The following is a 14,871-nucleotide window of genomic DNA, read 5'->3' as shown; positions in this document are numbered from 1 at the left end:
AATCATGTGCTTGCGACCTGCTTTTCAAGTGATCAAATCGCCTCAATTTCGTGCCTCATTTTTGGACGAAAATTGCGAAACCTTGCTTGAACCGCGCCTGCTGAATCGGCATCATCGCCGCTTCGTGTTTAAGGTGCGGATCGAATGTATGCTGTTTAACGGTTCTCAACGTGGATGGAATGCGAGATTGCGCGCGCGCATGGCGCGTCTTTTCCGCCCGCGCGAAGTGCTGTTGCGGTCCGACGGCGCTGTGCGCCTCGTTCGGATTTCGAGCTTCGCCCAGCAATCTGTCGCTGCGGCGGTTCTGGTGGCGATCGTCGGTGGCGTTGCCGCTTCGAGCGCCTATCGTGCCGCGTTGATCGAAATCGAGACGCGCAGTCTCGATGTGGCGCGTTTGCAGGAAGACCATCGCGCGCGGATGGAGGAGTTGGGGCAAGCCTTGGTGCGCGCGACCGAGCGCGGCCGTGCCGAAGCCGCCGAAACAGTCGCAAGCCTGATCGAGCAGCGCAACATGCTGAGTGCGCGAATGGTCGAAATCGAGCGCGGCCTTGCAACTGCGGAGAGCGAGCGCGAACGCGCGCTTGCGACCCACACAGGATTGATGGAGCGGCTGCAGCAAGTCGAAACGCGCCTGGGGGCCCGAGTTCCGGATGCCGCCAGTGCGGCTGAACGTGCGGCAGTGATCGAGCGGTTGCGCATCGAAGCGATGGCCGAGCGCGGCCGCTTGGCGGTCGAGGCGCGGCGTTTGGCGATGGAGCACCGCACGGTCGTTGGCTCTCTCAACGGCGTGCGCGCGGCAAACCAGGACGCCGCCAAGGCGCAGGATGCGGCACTGAGCGAAATCGCCGGCTCGACCAAGGCGCAGATCGACGAAATCATGCGCATCTTGCGCGGTACGGGCCTGCAGCCGGATCGCGTGGTCGCCGCACGCGTGGCCAACGCGGGCGGTCCATTCGTAAACGCGGTCGGCGACGAATCCCTGCCGAACGCCAGCCTCAAACTCGCCTCGCTGGGCTCCGATCTCGAGCGCCTGCGCGATTTGCGGACGGCGTTGCGCGGCCTGCCGGTCCATGCGCCGCTCGACGATTTTGCCGTCATGAGCCCGTTCGGGATGCGGCGCGACCCCTTCAACGGGCAACTCGCCATGCATAGCGGCATCGATCTGCAAGCACCGCCGCGCACGCCGGTTCTGGCGACAGCACCGGGGCGCGTGGTTACCGCCGGTTGGAGCGGCGAGTACGGCAATATGGTCGAAATCCAGCATGAATTCGGTCTTTCGACGCGCTATGGTCATCTGACGCGGATCGACGTGCGCGTCGGCCAGCGCGTGGAGCGGCGGCAAACGGTCGGCCTGCTCGGCTCAACCGGCCGCAGCACGGGGCCGCACGTTCACTACGAAGTTCTCGTCGATGGCCGCGCCGTCGATCCCGTCCGCTTTTTGGAGGCAGCCCGCCATGTTCGGAAAATCGAATAGCAAACCGGTCGCCGAAGCGCGGCCTGCCAAAGCGACTAGTTCGAACGTGCCCTCGATCATCGCGCAGGGTTTCTCGGTCAAGGGCAACATTGCCTGCGACGGCGATATCCAGCTCGACGGCACCGTCGAGGGCGCGCTGCACACCTATTCGCTGACGATCGGCGTCACCGGGGAAGTGCGCGGCGAGGTCACGGCCAAGCGCGTTCGGGTATTGGGCAGGGTCGTGGGGCCAATCCGCGCCAGTGCGGTCGAACTCGGCCGCACGGCGCGCGTCACCGGCGACATTCGCTACGAAACGCTGACCGTCGAACCCGAAGCGCAGGTCGACGGCCATCTGCAGCGCCTCGACGATGCGAGTGCGGCCGAAGCGGCAGCCCCCGCCGCGCTGGCGCTTGTGCACGACGTCGCCAAGGTCGGCGAAGGCGCCAAGAAATAGCCGGTCGTTCAGACCAGCGCTTGCGTGTCGCCGTCGATCGCGAGCGCTTGGCCCGAAATATTGCGCCCGCCCGAACCCGCCAAAAACAGCGCCATGCGCGCGATGTCCTGCGGATCGACCATGCGGCCGAGCGAGGCTTGTTGCGTGTAGATCCGCTCGAGCTCTTCGACCGCAACGCCGGTCGAAGCGGCTTTGGCCTGAATGACGCGGCGGATACGCGGCCCGTCGACCGCACCGGGCAAGATGGCGTTGACCCGGATATTGTCGGGCCCGAGTTCGATCGCGAGGCTCTTGGTGAAGCCGATCACGGCCCATTTGCTGGCGGCATAGGGCGTGCGATGCGGAAAGCCGAAACGCCCTGCCGCCGACGACATGTTGATGATGCTGCCGCCACCGGCCGCGCGCAGCAGCGGTACGGCGCGCCGCACGCACAAAAATTGGCCGTCGATGTTGATTTCCATTGTATGCCGCCAATCGTCGGGCGACAGGGATTCGACCGGGCCGGTCGGGCCCGCAATGCCGGCATTGTTGACGAGCACGTCGAGCCCGCCCAGCGTATCGATCACGTCGTCGAACAGATCGTCGACGTCGTCCTCGTCGGAAACGTCACATTCGAACGCTTCGTGGCCGGGCAATTCGGCGCGAAAACGGGCAAGGGCTGCCTCGTCGATGTCGCAAACCGCAACGCGGGCGCCGACGCCGGCAAAGGCGTCCGCAATTTCGCGGCCGATGCCGGCCGCACCGGCAGTCACGAGCACGCGCAGATCGCGACACGATTGTTCGGTCATCGGCAACCCCCTAAGCTGTTGGAATGGACGAAGGGCATAGCATGATCGGGCTGGGGCGTCCCAAGGTTTCGGGGCGTTGTCTTGCTTCGTTCCTTCGCGGGACCGACGGTGCGACAAGATTGCGCGATCTCGAGCAGCGCGATCCGCTCAAATTGCTGTTTCCGGCACCGCTTGAAGAACCGCAGCCCGTTGTCGTGTTGGTCAATACCGGCGGCGGCGTGGTCGGCGGCGACGAACTGCAAACAACGATCGAAGTCGGCCCGGGGGCATCTGCATTGGTCGTGGGGCAGGCGGCTGAGAAGATCTATCGCAGCTGGGGGCCTGTGGCCAATGTCGCGAACCGCTTGACGGTCGGTGCGGGCGGCAGGCTCGAATGGTTTCCGCAGGAGACGATCCTGTTCGACCAAGCGCGGCTTTCGCGCCGTTTGTCGGTCGATTTGGCGCCGGCAGCGCAGTTCTTGGGCGGCGAGATCGTCGTATTTGGTCGCCGCGCGCGCGGCGAGACGATGACAGGCGGAGCGCTTTTTGACCGCTGGCAGATCCGGCGGGACGGGCGATTGCTGTGGGCCGATGCGCTGATCGCCGACCCCGTCGACGACGCGCTACTCGACCGACCGGCTTTGTTCGGCGGTGCGCGGGCCGTGGCGACGCTCGTGTGCCTCTGCGCCGATCCTGCAGCAGCCCTTGCGACCGCTCGCGATCAGCCCGGTGTATCTTGCGGTTTGGTCGGCGATTTGCTGGTCGTTCGCCTGCTCGACGCCGATATCGCCGCCTTGCGCGCGCGCTATGTGGCGCTGTGGGGGGCGCTGCGCGCGCGACTGTTCGGCTTGCCGCAACGGCTGTCTCGCCTTTGGCACGTGTGATGCTAGAATTTCGGACGGAACGTGAAGGGGGAATGCGATGAATCTCAGTCCGCGCGAAAAGGACAAGCTGCTGGTCGCCATGGCGGCGCAGGTGGCACGCCGGCGATTGGAGCGCGGCGTGAAGCTCAACCATCCCGAGGCGGTGGCGCTGATCGCCGATTTCGTCGTCGAGGGTGCGCGCGACGGGCGCAGCGTCGCCGATCTCATGCGCGACGGCGGCAAGGTCGTGACGCGCGAGCAGGTGATGGAGGGGATCGCCGAAATGATCCACGAAATCCAGGTCGAGGCGACCTTCCCCGACGGCACCAAGCTTGTCACCGTCCACAACCCGATCCGTTGACGGAGGCCCCATGAAACCCGGTGAGATTCTGGTGGCGTCCGGCGAGATCGAACTCAATGCAGGGCGCCCGTCGGTCGCGATGAAAGTCGCGAATTCGGGCGACCGCCCAATTCAGGTCGGCTCGCACTACCATTTCTTCGAAACCAATCCCGCTTTGCAGTTCGACCGCCAAGCCGCCTACGGCATGCGCCTCGACATTCCGGCCGGTACGGCCGTGCGCTTCGAACCCGGGCAAACGCGCGAAGTGGCCCTCGTGGCCTATGCGGGCGCGCGCATCGTTCACGGGTTCCGCGGTGCCGTGAACGGTCCGCTTGTGCGCAGCAAATCCAAGAAGCGGGGGAAATAGCATGTCGTTCCGGATTTCGCGCGCCGCCTATGCCGGCATGTACGGCCCCACGACGGGCGATCGTATTCGCCTGGCCGATACCGATCTCGTGATCGAGGTCGAGAAGGATCTTACGACCTACGGCGAGGAAGTGAAGTTCGGCGGCGGCAAGGTCATCCGCGACGGCATGGGGCAGAGCCAGCGCAGCCGCCGCGAAGGAGCCGTCGACACCGTCATCACGAATGCCGTGGTGCTCGATTGGTGGGGCATCGTCAAATGCGACATCGGTCTCAAGGACGGCAAGATCGCGGCTCTCGGCAAGGCCGGAAATCCGGATATCCAGCCCGGCGTGGATATCGTGATTGGCCCCGGCACCGAAGTGATTGCGGGCGAGGGGCGCATCGTTACGGCCGGCGGCATCGACTCGCACATCCATTTCATCTGCCCGCAGCAGGTCGAAGACGCGCTCTATTCGGGCATCACAACGATGCTCGGCGGCGGCACGGGGCCAGCGGCCGGTACTTCGGCCACGACCTGCACGCCGGGGCCGTGGCACATGCATCGCATGCTCGAAGCGGCCGAAGGCCTGCCGATCAATCTCGGGTTTTTCGGCAAGGGCAACGCCTCGGCGCAAGCGCCGATGGTGGAGATGGTGCGCGCAGGTGCGTGCGGCATGAAGCTGCACGAAGATTGGGGCACCACGCCCAACGCCATCGACGCGTGCCTGAAACTCGCTGAGAAATACGACATCCAAGTCGCGATCCACACCGACACGCTCAACGAAAGCGGCTTCGTCGAAGACACGATCGCCGCGTTCAAGGGCCGCACGATCCACGCCTTCCACACGGAAGGTGCGGGCGGGGGCCATGCGCCGGACATCATCAAGGTCGTGGGGCTGCCCAACGTGCTGCCGTCCTCGACCAATCCCACGCGGCCCTTCACTGTCAACACGATCGACGAGCATCTCGACATGCTGATGGTGTGCCACCATCTCGATCCGCGCATCCCCGAAGACGTTGCCTTTGCCGAAAGCCGCATCCGGCGCGAAACCATCGCGGCCGAAGACATTCTGCACGATCTGGGTGCGATCTCGATGATGAGTTCGGACAGCCAAGCCATGGGCCGCATCGGCGAGGTGATCACGCGCACCTGGCAGACGGCGCACAAGATGAAGCAGCAGCGCGGCCGTCTCGAAGGCGAAACCGGCGACAACGACAACCAGCGCGCCAAGCGCTATCTCGCCAAATACACGATCAATCCGGCCATCGCGCAGGGTATTTCGCGCTATGTGGGTTCGGTCGAGAAGGGCAAATACGCCGATCTCGTGATCTGGCAACCCGCGTTCTTCGGTGCCAAACCCGAAATGATCCTCAAATGCGGTTCGATCGCGGCTGCCCCCATGGGCGATCCCAACGCCTCGATCCCGACGCCGCAGCCCGTGCATTACCGGCCGATGTTCGCCTCGTTCGGCAAGGCGCTGGCGTCGTCGAACCTAACCTTCGTTTCGAAACTCGCGCACGACGACGATATCGGCCGCAAGCTCGGTCTCGGCCGCCATGTTCTGCCGGTTTCCAACACGCGCAAGATCGGCAAGAAGAACATGCGCCACAACGACGCCACGCCCGAGGTCGAGGTCGATCCCGAGACCTACGAGGTGCGCGCCGACGGCAAGCGCATCACGTGCGAGCCCGCGACCTCGCTGCCGCTGGCCCAGCGCTACTTCTTGTTCTGATGCGCGCTTTGGCGGTCGAACCGGCGGGGACTTGGGATACGGCGCGCAAGGCGGGCCATGTCACGCTCGCCTCCGACGCGCGCCATCGCCGCCGCCTGACGATGCGCGCCGACGAGGGATTCGAATTCCTGCTCGATCTCGTTCACGCGACGCATCTCAAACAGGGCGATGGGCTTGCCCTCGACGACGGACGCTATGTCGAAGTGCGTGCTGCCCCCGAATCCGTCATCGACATCGCATGCGCGGACGCGAGCCACTTGGCGCGGCTTGCTTGGCATGTCGGCAACCGGCATTTGGCCGTACAGATCCTAGCCGGCGGCACGCTACGGCTTGCCGCCGACCATGTGATCGCCGAGATGGCCACAGGGCTCGGTGCGACGGTGCGCGCGCACGAAGCCCCGTTCGATCCCGAGCCCGGCGCTTACGCGAGCCACGCCCATGGCAGCTGACGGCTTGCTGAAGCTGCTGGCGTGGCTGTCGCCGTCTTTTCCGGTCGGTGCCTTCGCCTATAGCCACGCGCTCGAAGCGGCGATCGACGAAGGGCTCGTTGCCGACCGCATCTCGCTTCAAGCGTGGATCGAAGACCTGCTCGAGCAGGGCAGTCCGCGCGCCGATGGCGTTTTTTTCGTGTGCGCGCATCGGGCTGTGGCGGACGGAGATGATGCGTCCTTTCTCGAAGTCGCCGAATGGGCGGCCGCAATGCGCGGGACCGGCGAATTGGCGCTTGAGTCGATCCAGCAGGGCGAAAGCTTCATGCGCGCGATCGGCGATGCCTGGCCCGTCGAGATCACGGTCTGGCGCGAACGGCTTGCTGCGGCCGAAATCCGCCCCGCCTATCCGGTCGCTGTCGCGTGCGCCGCGGCAATCGCCAAAATCGATGCGACGTCTGCGTTGGCAGCCTATCTGCACGCATTCGCGGCCAATCTCGTGTCGGCGGCGGTTCGCGCCATCCCGCTTGGCCAAACCGACGGCCAGCGCGTTCTCGCGGCCGTCGAGCCCGCGGTTGCCAAGGCCGCCGCAGCCGCCCAAACGCGCATGCTCGAGGACGCAGGAACAGCGGCTCCTGCGCTCGACGCGCTCTCCTTTCGCCATGAAACCCAATATTCGAGGTTGTTCAGATCATGACAGGACCCCTTCGCGTCGGTATCGGCGGGCCGGTCGGCTCGGGCAAGACGGCATTGGTCGATGCGCTGTGCAAGCACTTGCGCGACGTGCTCGACGTAGCCGCCATCACCAACGACATCTACACCAAAGAAGACGCGCAGTTCCTCACGCGCTCGGGCGCGCTCGATCCGTCGCGCATCATGGGCGTGGAAACCGGCGGCTGCCCGCACACGGCCATTCGCGAGGACGCCTCGATGAATCTGGCCGCTTGCGCCGAGATGACCGCCAAATTCCCCGGGCTCGAATTGCTGTTCGTCGAAAGCGGCGGCGACAATCTGGCGGCCACATTCTCGCCGGAGCTTGCCGACATTACGCTCTACGTGATCGACGTGTCGGCCGGCGACAAGATCCCGCGCAAAGGCGGGCCCGGCATCACGCGCTCGGATCTGCTGATCATCAACAAGATCGATCTGGCGCCTTATGTGGGCGCGTCGCTTGAGGTGATGGACCGCGATGCGCGCAAAATGCGCGGTGACCGCCCGTTCATTTTCGCGCAGATCAAGGCCGGCAAGGCCGTCGCCGAAATCGCCGATTTCATCTGCCAAAAAGGCGGACTCAAGCCGCGCCCGCGCGCGGCGGCGTAGCAATGCGCGCACGCTTGCATCCGCAGGCGCGTCAGGGCATGGAAGAGGTTCGGCATCTGGAACGGAGCAGCAATGCGCGCGTCTGACAAAATCGACGAAACCCGCCTGTGGCAGCGCCATGTCGACATGGCCCGTCTCGGCGGCTTGCCCAAAGGCGGGGTCAATCGCCAGGCCCTTTCGCCGGAGGATGCGGCCGCCCGTCTGCTTCTGGGGCAATGGGCGCAAGCGCGCGGTTACGACGTGTTCAGCGATCCGATCGGCAATCTGCATGTGCGCCGTGCCGGCACCGAAAACGACGCCGCTCCGGTGCTGACCGGCTCGCACATGGACAGCCAGCCTACGGGCGGCAAGTACGATGGCATGTACGGCGTGCTGGCAGGTTTCGAAGCGCTCGAAGCGCTCGACGATGCCGGTATTCGCACCAAGCGACCCGTCGGCGTCGTCGCCTGGATGAACGAGGAGGGCAGCCGCTTCCAGCCTGGTGCGATGGGCTCCGCCGTTTGGGCCGGTCACTACGATCTTGAGCGCATGCTGGCGGTCGAAGATCGCGCCGGCGTGAAACTCGCCGATGCGTTGGCCCAGACGCTTGCTGCGGCTCCGTGCCGCACAGTCGGCGAATTCGACCGACGCTTCCATGCCTACATCGAGACGCATATCGAGCAAGGTCCGCGCCTGGAGGCAGAATCAAAGACGATCGGCGTTGTGACCGGCATCCAAGGCTCGCAACGCTACACGATCGACATTTTCGGCGAGGAAGCGCATGCGGGCACCACGCCGCTGCGCGTGCGCAAAGACGCGCTCAAAAGTGCGGTCGCCGCAATCCAGGCGCTGGAGCGGCACATGCACGATCCGGCCGACATCGTGCGCTTCACGGTCGGCCGTTTCGAATGCCGGCCCGGTTCGCCCAATACGGTGCCGGGCCAGGTGCATTTCACGATCGATTTCCGCCATCCCGAGAGTGCGGTTCTGACCAGGCTCGGCGACGCGATCGACAAGGTCGTGCAGGCGAGCGTTGGCCCTTGCGCGGCCAAGGTCGAGAAGGTCGTGCATGTCGAGCCGACGGTTTTCGACGCCAAGATCGTCGATCTCGTGCGCGATGCGACGGTCCAACTGGGCTTGCCGCATATGGACATGCCGTCCGGTGCAGGGCACGACGCGATGCATGTGGCGCCGCTGGGGCCGGCCGGCATGATCTTCGTGCCTTGCGCGCGCGGCATCAGCCACAACGAGGCGGAAGCCGCAAGCCCCGGCGATCTTGCAGCCGGTGCGCGCGTGCTGGCCGACTGCCTGCAAGCACTCGCCGATTCCTGATCAAAAATCGACGAAGTTCCAATCGACGGTTTCGCGCGCGAGATCGATGAAGGCGCGCACTTTCGAGGGCACGTACGGGCTCGCAGGATAGACGATCTGGATCGGCAGCGGTGGCGGTTCGCAGTCTGCGAGCACGATGCGAAGGCGGCCCGCCCGCACGGCCTCAGCCGCCTGATAGGCAAGCACCATCGTCAACCCGCCGCCGCGCTCGGCATGCCAGAGGGCGGCATCGGCACTGTTGGTCGTGTAGCGCGGCACGATCGCCAGCCGCTTCTCGCGCCCGCCCTCGGAAAAGCGCCATTCATTGGCGCCGCCGAGTGCGGAGAAACGCACAAGGCGATGCTGGGCGAGGTCGGCAGGCGTTTGCGGCGTACCGTGTCCCGCAAGATAGGCGGGTGCCGCAACGACGACGCGCCGCGTGCTGCCGAGCTTGCGGACTACGAAACTCGAATCCGCGAGCGTGCCGATGCGCACGGCTAGGTCGATGCCGTCTTCGACGAGATTTACCATGCGGTCGGACAAGTGCAATTCGCCGGTCGCGTTGCGATGGCGTTCGAGAAAGCTGCACATCAACGGGCCCACATGCAGCCGGCCGAACATCGCCGGCGCCGTCGCGGACAGGCGGCCCGAAGGTTCGTCGCGCTCGGCGCGCGCCATGTCGTCGGCCTCGGCAAGGTCGGCAAGCACGCTGCGCGCGCGCGCCAGATAGCGTTCGCCCGCGTCCGTCGGCGTGACCGAGCGCGTCGTGCGTTGCAGCAGCCGCACGCCGAGGCGCGTTTCGAGTGCGGCCACTGCGCGCGTTGCGGCCGATGCCGATACGCCGAGCCGGCGTGCGGCGGCCGCAAAGCTTTTGAGTTCGGCCACCGCGACAAAAGCGGAGAGATCTTCGAAGCGATCCATATTATTGCACCCTTTGCAATTAACTACGTCACAATGACTATATTATCACATAAACGGCAAGAGCGCATTGTCTGGGTGTCGGCGGGTATCGGACCTGCTGCAAACCCATCGGAGAAGACCCCATGTCGCGTATTGCGCCAACCGCCTCAATCGAAGCCTCGCCTGCAGCTGCCCAAGCCAGCCTCAAGGCCGTGAACGGCAAATTTGGCTCGGTGCCCAACCTGTTTCGCGTTCTTGCCAATGCCCCGGCCGCTTTGGACGGCTATCTCGGCTTTTCTGGCGCGCTCGGTGCCGGCACGCTCGACCTCAAAACCCGCGAGGCGATCGCGCTGACGGTCGCCGAAGCGAATGGCTGCGGCTACTGCCTGGCCGCGCACAGCTACATTGCCGCCAACATGGCCAAGATCGGCGCAGACGATATTGCCAAAGCACGCGCCGGCCATGCTTCGGACGCCAAGACCGACGCGGCCCTCGTGTTCGCCAAAAAGATCGTCGAAGCGCGCGGCCATGTGGGCGAAGGCGATTTGGCGGCGGTGCGTGGCGCAGGCTTCGACAATGCCGCGATCCTCGAGATCGTGGCGAATGTCGCGCTCAATACGCTCACCAACTACGTCAACGAAGTTGCGGCAACGCCGGTCGATTTCCCGGCCGTCAAGCCCAGCATCGCCGCTTAACCGTTCCGTCCGAGGGCCGCGCCATGATCTCAAGCGACATCGCCTTTACGCCTTCCGTAAAGTCAATCCAGCAGCAGAAGGGATCGCGCGCGGCCTATCGGCGCATGGAGGAGGCGGGCGGCTGGCAGACGGAAGTCACGGCCGACCTCGCTGCCTTCCTCGCCGAGCAGCGCACCGCCTATCTTGCGACGGTCAATGCCGACGGCCAGCCCTACATCCAGCATCGCGGCGGGCCCGCCGGCTTCATCCGCACGCTCGATGCGCACACGCTGGGCTTTGCCGACTATAGCGGCAACCGGCAATACATCACGCTCGGCAATCTCGCCGACAATCCCAAAGCGCATCTTTTCGTGATGGACTACGTGCATCGTCGGCGTGTGAAAATCTGGGGCACGCTCGAGGCTATCGAGGGGGACGCGGTATTGCTCCAAAGCCTGATGCCGCAAGGCTACAAAGCGACACCGGAGCGCGCTTTGCTGTTTCGCGTCGCCGCGTGGGACAGCAACTGCCCGCAGCATATCCCAATGATGATTCCGGCCGACGACGTGGCCGCAGCGTTGGCCGAGCGCGACGCCAAGATCGCCGAGCTTACGGCGAAGCTCGAGAATATGCGTTAGGCCTTTTCGAAGCGGCGCATTTCGGCCGCACTCAAGCGCCGGTCGGCGGGCAGTCGGATCGTCACAGCGGCACCGCCACCGGGGCCAGCCCCCAATTCGAGCTGTCCGCCATGCAGTTCGACGTAATGGCGCACGATGGCAAGGCTCATGCCCGCACCCGGCGTGCGCTGCATATAGGCATTGTCGGAATTGATCTGCGGTGCGCCGAGGCCGCGTTTGTCGGTGGGCGGAATGCCGGGGCCCTGGTCGCCGACCCAGAGTGCGATGCCGCCCCTGGTGCTTTCGCCGATGCCGATCGTGACCGTGCCGCCGATGGGGGAGAAGCGGATCGCATTGGCGAGCAGATCGAGCACGGCTTTGGCGAGCTTGCGCGCGTCGCCGCGCATGGGGACGGGGGCATCGGGCAGGGCGCTGGCAATCTCGATGCGGCGCGCTTGGGCTTCGGCGCGCATCAAATCGCGCTGCGCGCGCGCGAGCGCTGCAAGGTCGAAAGCGCTGTCGGCCATGCGCTCGCCCACGCCGTCGTCTTGGGCGGCTTCGAGCAGATCTTCGACAATGCCCATCAACAGCGTGCCGCCGGCCCGGATGGAGGCCGCGTATTCGCGCTGGCGGTCGGTCATCGGACCCGCCAACCCCTCCTCGAGCATCTGGGCAAAGCCCAGGATCGCGTTGAGCGGCGTGCGCAGTTCGTGGCTTGCGGTCGCGAGAAACACGTCGCCGGCGCGCAAGGCTTCCGGGTGCTGCGGGCGCAGCACCACCATATGCCCGTCGTCGCCCGAGAGCATCGCGTCGATCGTAACCATGCACAGCCGGCCCGAGGCATCCGTCAACGGCAACTCGGCTTCGGTGCCGGCGAGGATCGTTGCGACGAGGGCTTCGCTGTTGGCACCGTTGGCGGCGAGTTCCATGACATTCGTCGGCGCCGGCCCGAAATCGCGCGCAAAGGCCGCATTGGCGAACAAGATGCGCCCGTCGCGCGCCAGCCGCACGACGGGGTCGGCCACGCGTTCGGCAAGCGCGTCAAGCGCAACCTCGACCCGCATCGTTCTCATTATTCCGCTGCCCGCTTCATCGCCGTTCTGCCTGTTTTCGATTTCGGCATCGGATTGCGCTTGCCCGCGCGACCCATCGCCGATCGCCCGACTCTAGCGCCATTGCGACGCGATTGTCCGGTATCATCGCAAAAAGCGCCGAAAACGGCAAAAGTTTGCCGGAGTATCATGAACTTTCGATGTACGCGGACGTGCTGCGGACCGGCTGGGTCACGCCAGGCGGCGCTGTCGCAGGCCTATTTCTTGGCGCGAACGGCCGAGATTTCGTCGCGCAACCGGTGCACGATGTCCACGAATTCGGGTTTGAATGCGTCTTCGGGCGTACGGGGGCGCGCGAAATCCACAGGATTGGTCGAGATGATGCGCCCGGGGCGCGCACTCATCATGAAAACGCGGTCCGAGAGATACACGGCCTCGCGCAGATCGTGCGTGATCAGCATTACGGTCGGGCGCTTCTTGATCCAAAGCGCTTGGACGACGTCCCACAGTTCTTCGCGCGTGAACGCGTCGAGCGCTGCGAAGGGCTCGTCGAGCAGCAGCAATTCGGGGCTGTGAATCAGCGCGCGGCACAGCGAGCCGCGCTGCTGCATGCCGCCCGACAATTGCCACGGAAACTTCTCTTCGAAGCCCGACAAGCCGACGGTCGCGAGAAGTTCCTTGGCTGCGGCTACGTGCTTGTCGCGGTCGCGCCGAAAGGTTCGGGCATGCGGTTCGACGATTTCGAGCGGCAGCAGCACGTTGTCGATCAGCGTGCGCCACGGCAGCATGATCGAATTCTGGAAGGCCATGCCGCAAATCTTGAGCGGCCCGGTCACTTCCGTGCCGCCGACGATGACGTTGCCCGTGGTCGCGGTATAGAGGCCGGAGACGAGCTTCAGCAGGGTCGATTTGCCACAGCCCGAGGGGCCGACCACCGACACGAATTCGCCCTTGGCGATCTTCACGTCGGCGTCTTTGAGGGCGAGCGTGTCGCCGTCCTTGGTGCGATAGACGAGGCTCACGCGATCGATATCGACAAAGTCCTTGGCGCCAATGTTGTTTGCCGCAATGTCTGCCACGAGATCGAGCCTCCAGCCTGCTGTGTTACGCGCGGTTCGAAAATCTGCTTATGTTAGGCAAGCTTCGTGCCGCCCATCGTGCGCCTTGCTACTTCGCTTTCGACTGTCGATTTGCACATTAAAAAGACGAACTGCAAATAAATTCAGCATTTTTGGCTGCTCTTGTCGATGCAAGATTGAGCATCTATTGTGCGCTGCAGCGAATTCGATTCAGCAGCTCCGACGGAATCAGCGATGGCTAAGCTTTCGACCCATATTCTCGACACCATGCACGGCAAACCAGCCGCCGGCGTACAAATCGAATTATGGCGCATTTCGAGCGAGGCGACTGTCCTTGTAGCGGATTTTCGCACCAACAAAGACGGACGCACGGACAAGCTGTTGATGGGGCCTGACTCCTTCAAGCCGGGACGCTACGAGTTGCGCTTCCATATCGGCGCCTATTTTCGCGAGCTTGGCGTCGTCCTGCCTGATCCGGCTTTCCTCGACATCGTGCCGATTCCAGTCGGGCTTGCCGAGGCGGACGGGAACTATCACGTGCCGCTGCTGGTCAGCCCGTGGAGCTACTCCACGTATCGCGGCTCCTAAGAGGAACCAAACAGAATGCTGCAGTTGCTGCCGGAATGGCTCGATATGATCGTGCGCTGGACCCATGTGATCACGGGCATCGCGTGGATCGGCTCGTCGTTCTATTTCAACTGGCTCGAATCGAAGTTCCGCGCACCCGAGGTGCCGCGCGACCGTATCGAGGGCGAGACCTGGCTCGTGCATGGCGGCGGCTTCTACCGCGTCGAGAAATTCGCCGTCGCCCCGCCCACGCTGCCTGCCGAGCTGCATTGGTTCAAATGGGAAGCGGCTTTCACCTGGATCTCGGGTGTGCTGCTGCTGTCGCTTGTCTACTATGTGGGCTCGGGCGGGTCGTTCCTCACGCATCCGTCTTTCGCGCAATTCGGCACGCTGGGGGCGGCTGCTTTTTCGCTCGGCGTTATCGCGCTGTGCTGGATCCTTTACGATCAGATGTGGAAAACCACCTGGGCGGAAGGCAACTCGTTCGCCGCGACGGTCGCGACTTTCCTTGGCTTCGTGCTGCTTGCCTATCTGCTCACGCGCGTGATGGCGCCGCACGCTGCCTATATCCACGTGGGCGCGGTCATCGGCACGATCATGACCGCCAATGTGTGGCTGATCATTATTCCGAACCAACGCGAGCTTGTCGACGCCACGCGCGAGGGGCGCACGCCGCAATATCGCTTCGCCAACCAGGCAAAATTCCGCTCGCTGCACAACAACTACTTCACGCTGCCGATCGTCTTCATCATGCTGTCGAAGAACTACGGCAGCACCTGGGGCCACGAATGGAACTGGGCGCTGCTCGCGGGCATCGCCTGCGTGGGGGCAAGCGTGCGCCACGTGTTCAATCTGCGCAACAAGGGGCGCGGCGACGCGGGCTTCTGGATCATGCCGGCCGCCGCCGTTGGTATGGCCGGTCTGTTTTACGTCGCCGCGAAGATGTGAACGAGAAATTCACGAAGGCTGTAATCTTTCTGCAATGT

General features: G+C 64.3%; 18 protein-coding genes. 14 read left to right on the top strand and 4 right to left on the bottom strand.

Annotation, left to right across the window (positions count from 1 at the left end; all coding sequences use genetic code 11):
• The first annotated feature begins 199 nt into the window (after positions 1-199).
• Together O9320_00195 and O9320_00190 are read left to right on the top strand one after the other, a co-directional pair.
• Complete coding sequence (locus tag O9320_00195) at positions 200-1,474, top strand: peptidoglycan DD-metalloendopeptidase family protein (GenBank protein MCZ8309240.1); 1,275 nt, start codon at positions 200-202, stop codon at positions 1,472-1,474.
• On the top strand, positions 1,455-1,910 hold the full coding sequence (locus O9320_00190; GenBank protein MCZ8309239.1) for a polymer-forming cytoskeletal protein: 456 nt from the start codon (positions 1,455-1,457) through the stop codon (positions 1,908-1,910). The genes O9320_00195 and O9320_00190 overlap by 20 nt, the downstream gene beginning before the upstream one ends.
• Before the next feature lie 8 nt (positions 1,911-1,918).
• On the opposite strand, the gene O9320_00185 is transcribed toward O9320_00190, so the two are convergent.
• Positions 1,919-2,698, bottom strand: a complete 780-nt coding sequence (locus O9320_00185) for an SDR family oxidoreductase (protein MCZ8309238.1) — start codon at positions 2,696-2,698, stop codon at positions 1,919-1,921.
• Positions 2,699-2,739: 41 nt separating this feature from the next.
• Here O9320_00185 and O9320_00180 point away from each other — a divergent pair, with 41 nt between their 5' ends.
• The 8 genes from O9320_00180 (at position 2,740) to O9320_00145 (ending at position 9,017) form a co-directional block, all read left to right on the top strand.
• On the top strand, positions 2,740-3,561 hold the full coding sequence (locus O9320_00180) for an urease accessory protein UreD (protein MCZ8309237.1): 822 nt from the start codon (positions 2,740-2,742) through the stop codon (positions 3,559-3,561).
• 37 nt (positions 3,562-3,598) lie between these two features.
• Positions 3,599-3,901, top strand: a complete 303-nt coding sequence (locus O9320_00175) for an urease subunit gamma (GenBank protein MCZ8309236.1) — start codon at positions 3,599-3,601, stop codon at positions 3,899-3,901.
• Positions 3,902-3,911: 10 nt separating this feature from the next.
• On the top strand, positions 3,912-4,247 hold the full coding sequence (locus O9320_00170; protein MCZ8309235.1) for an urease subunit beta: 336 nt from the start codon (positions 3,912-3,914) through the stop codon (positions 4,245-4,247).
• 1 nt (position 4,248) lies between these two features.
• A complete protein-coding gene (gene ureC / locus O9320_00165; GenBank protein ID MCZ8309234.1) occupies positions 4,249-5,958 on the top strand; it encodes an urease subunit alpha in 1,710 nt (569 codons plus the stop codon).
• The gene (locus tag O9320_00160; GenBank protein MCZ8309233.1) at positions 5,958-6,407 is read left to right on the top strand and encodes an urease accessory protein UreE; all 450 of its coding nucleotides are present in this window, start codon (positions 5,958-5,960) and stop codon (positions 6,405-6,407) included. The genes ureC and O9320_00160 overlap by 1 nt, the downstream gene beginning before the upstream one ends.
• Positions 6,397-7,083: an urease accessory protein UreF gene (locus O9320_00155; protein ID MCZ8309232.1), complete on the top strand. Its 687-nt coding sequence runs from the start codon at positions 6,397-6,399 to the stop codon at positions 7,081-7,083. The genes O9320_00160 and O9320_00155 overlap by 11 nt, the downstream gene beginning before the upstream one ends.
• Entirely contained in the window at positions 7,080-7,706 is a 627-nt protein-coding gene (gene ureG, locus O9320_00150; GenBank protein ID MCZ8309231.1) for an urease accessory protein UreG, read from the top strand. The genes O9320_00155 and ureG overlap by 4 nt, the downstream gene beginning before the upstream one ends.
• Positions 7,707-7,778: 72 nt before the next feature.
• The gene (locus tag O9320_00145) at positions 7,779-9,017 is read left to right on the top strand and encodes a M20 family metallo-hydrolase (protein ID MCZ8309230.1); all 1,239 of its coding nucleotides are present in this window, start codon (positions 7,779-7,781) and stop codon (positions 9,015-9,017) included.
• Here O9320_00145 and O9320_00140 read toward each other — a convergent pair whose 3' ends face one another.
• Positions 9,018-9,917, bottom strand: coding sequence for a LysR family transcriptional regulator (locus O9320_00140; protein ID MCZ8309229.1), 900 nt, complete (start codon positions 9,915-9,917; stop codon positions 9,018-9,020).
• Positions 9,918-10,039: 122 nt separating this feature from the next.
• On the opposite strand from O9320_00140, the gene O9320_00135 reads away from it, so the two are divergent.
• The gene (locus O9320_00135) at positions 10,040-10,591 is read left to right on the top strand and encodes a carboxymuconolactone decarboxylase family protein (GenBank protein MCZ8309228.1); all 552 of its coding nucleotides are present in this window, start codon (positions 10,040-10,042) and stop codon (positions 10,589-10,591) included.
• Positions 10,592-10,614: 23 nt separating this feature from the next.
• The gene (locus O9320_00130; GenBank protein MCZ8309227.1) at positions 10,615-11,208 is read left to right on the top strand and encodes a pyridoxamine 5'-phosphate oxidase family protein; all 594 of its coding nucleotides are present in this window, start codon (positions 10,615-10,617) and stop codon (positions 11,206-11,208) included.
• Here the strand turns inward: O9320_00130 and O9320_00125 are convergent.
• On the bottom strand, positions 11,205-12,260 hold the full coding sequence (locus tag O9320_00125; protein MCZ8309226.1) for a HAMP domain-containing sensor histidine kinase: 1,056 nt from the start codon (positions 12,258-12,260) through the stop codon (positions 11,205-11,207). The genes O9320_00130 and O9320_00125 overlap by 4 nt on opposite strands.
• 236 nt (positions 12,261-12,496) lie before the next feature.
• Positions 12,497-13,318, bottom strand: coding sequence for an ABC transporter ATP-binding protein (locus O9320_00120; GenBank protein MCZ8309225.1), 822 nt, complete (start codon positions 13,316-13,318; stop codon positions 12,497-12,499).
• Between the two features lie 234 nt (positions 13,319-13,552).
• Between O9320_00120 and uraH the strand changes: the two genes are divergently transcribed.
• Positions 13,553-13,906, top strand: coding sequence for a hydroxyisourate hydrolase (gene uraH, locus O9320_00115; protein MCZ8309224.1), 354 nt, complete (start codon positions 13,553-13,555; stop codon positions 13,904-13,906).
• A 15-nt stretch (positions 13,907-13,921) separates the two neighbouring features.
• Entirely contained in the window at positions 13,922-14,833 is a 912-nt protein-coding gene (locus O9320_00110) for a urate hydroxylase PuuD (protein MCZ8309223.1), read from the top strand.
• Positions 14,834-14,871: the final 38 nt, after the last annotated feature.

It is taken from the genome of Magnetospirillum sp. (assembly GCA_027532905.1).
In the GTDB taxonomy this organism is placed as follows: Bacteria; Pseudomonadota; Alphaproteobacteria; order CACIAM-22H2; family CACIAM-22H2; genus Tagaea.
Note: the sequence above shows the minus strand (reverse complement) of the source record. Positions and strands in the feature narration are given on the sequence as shown.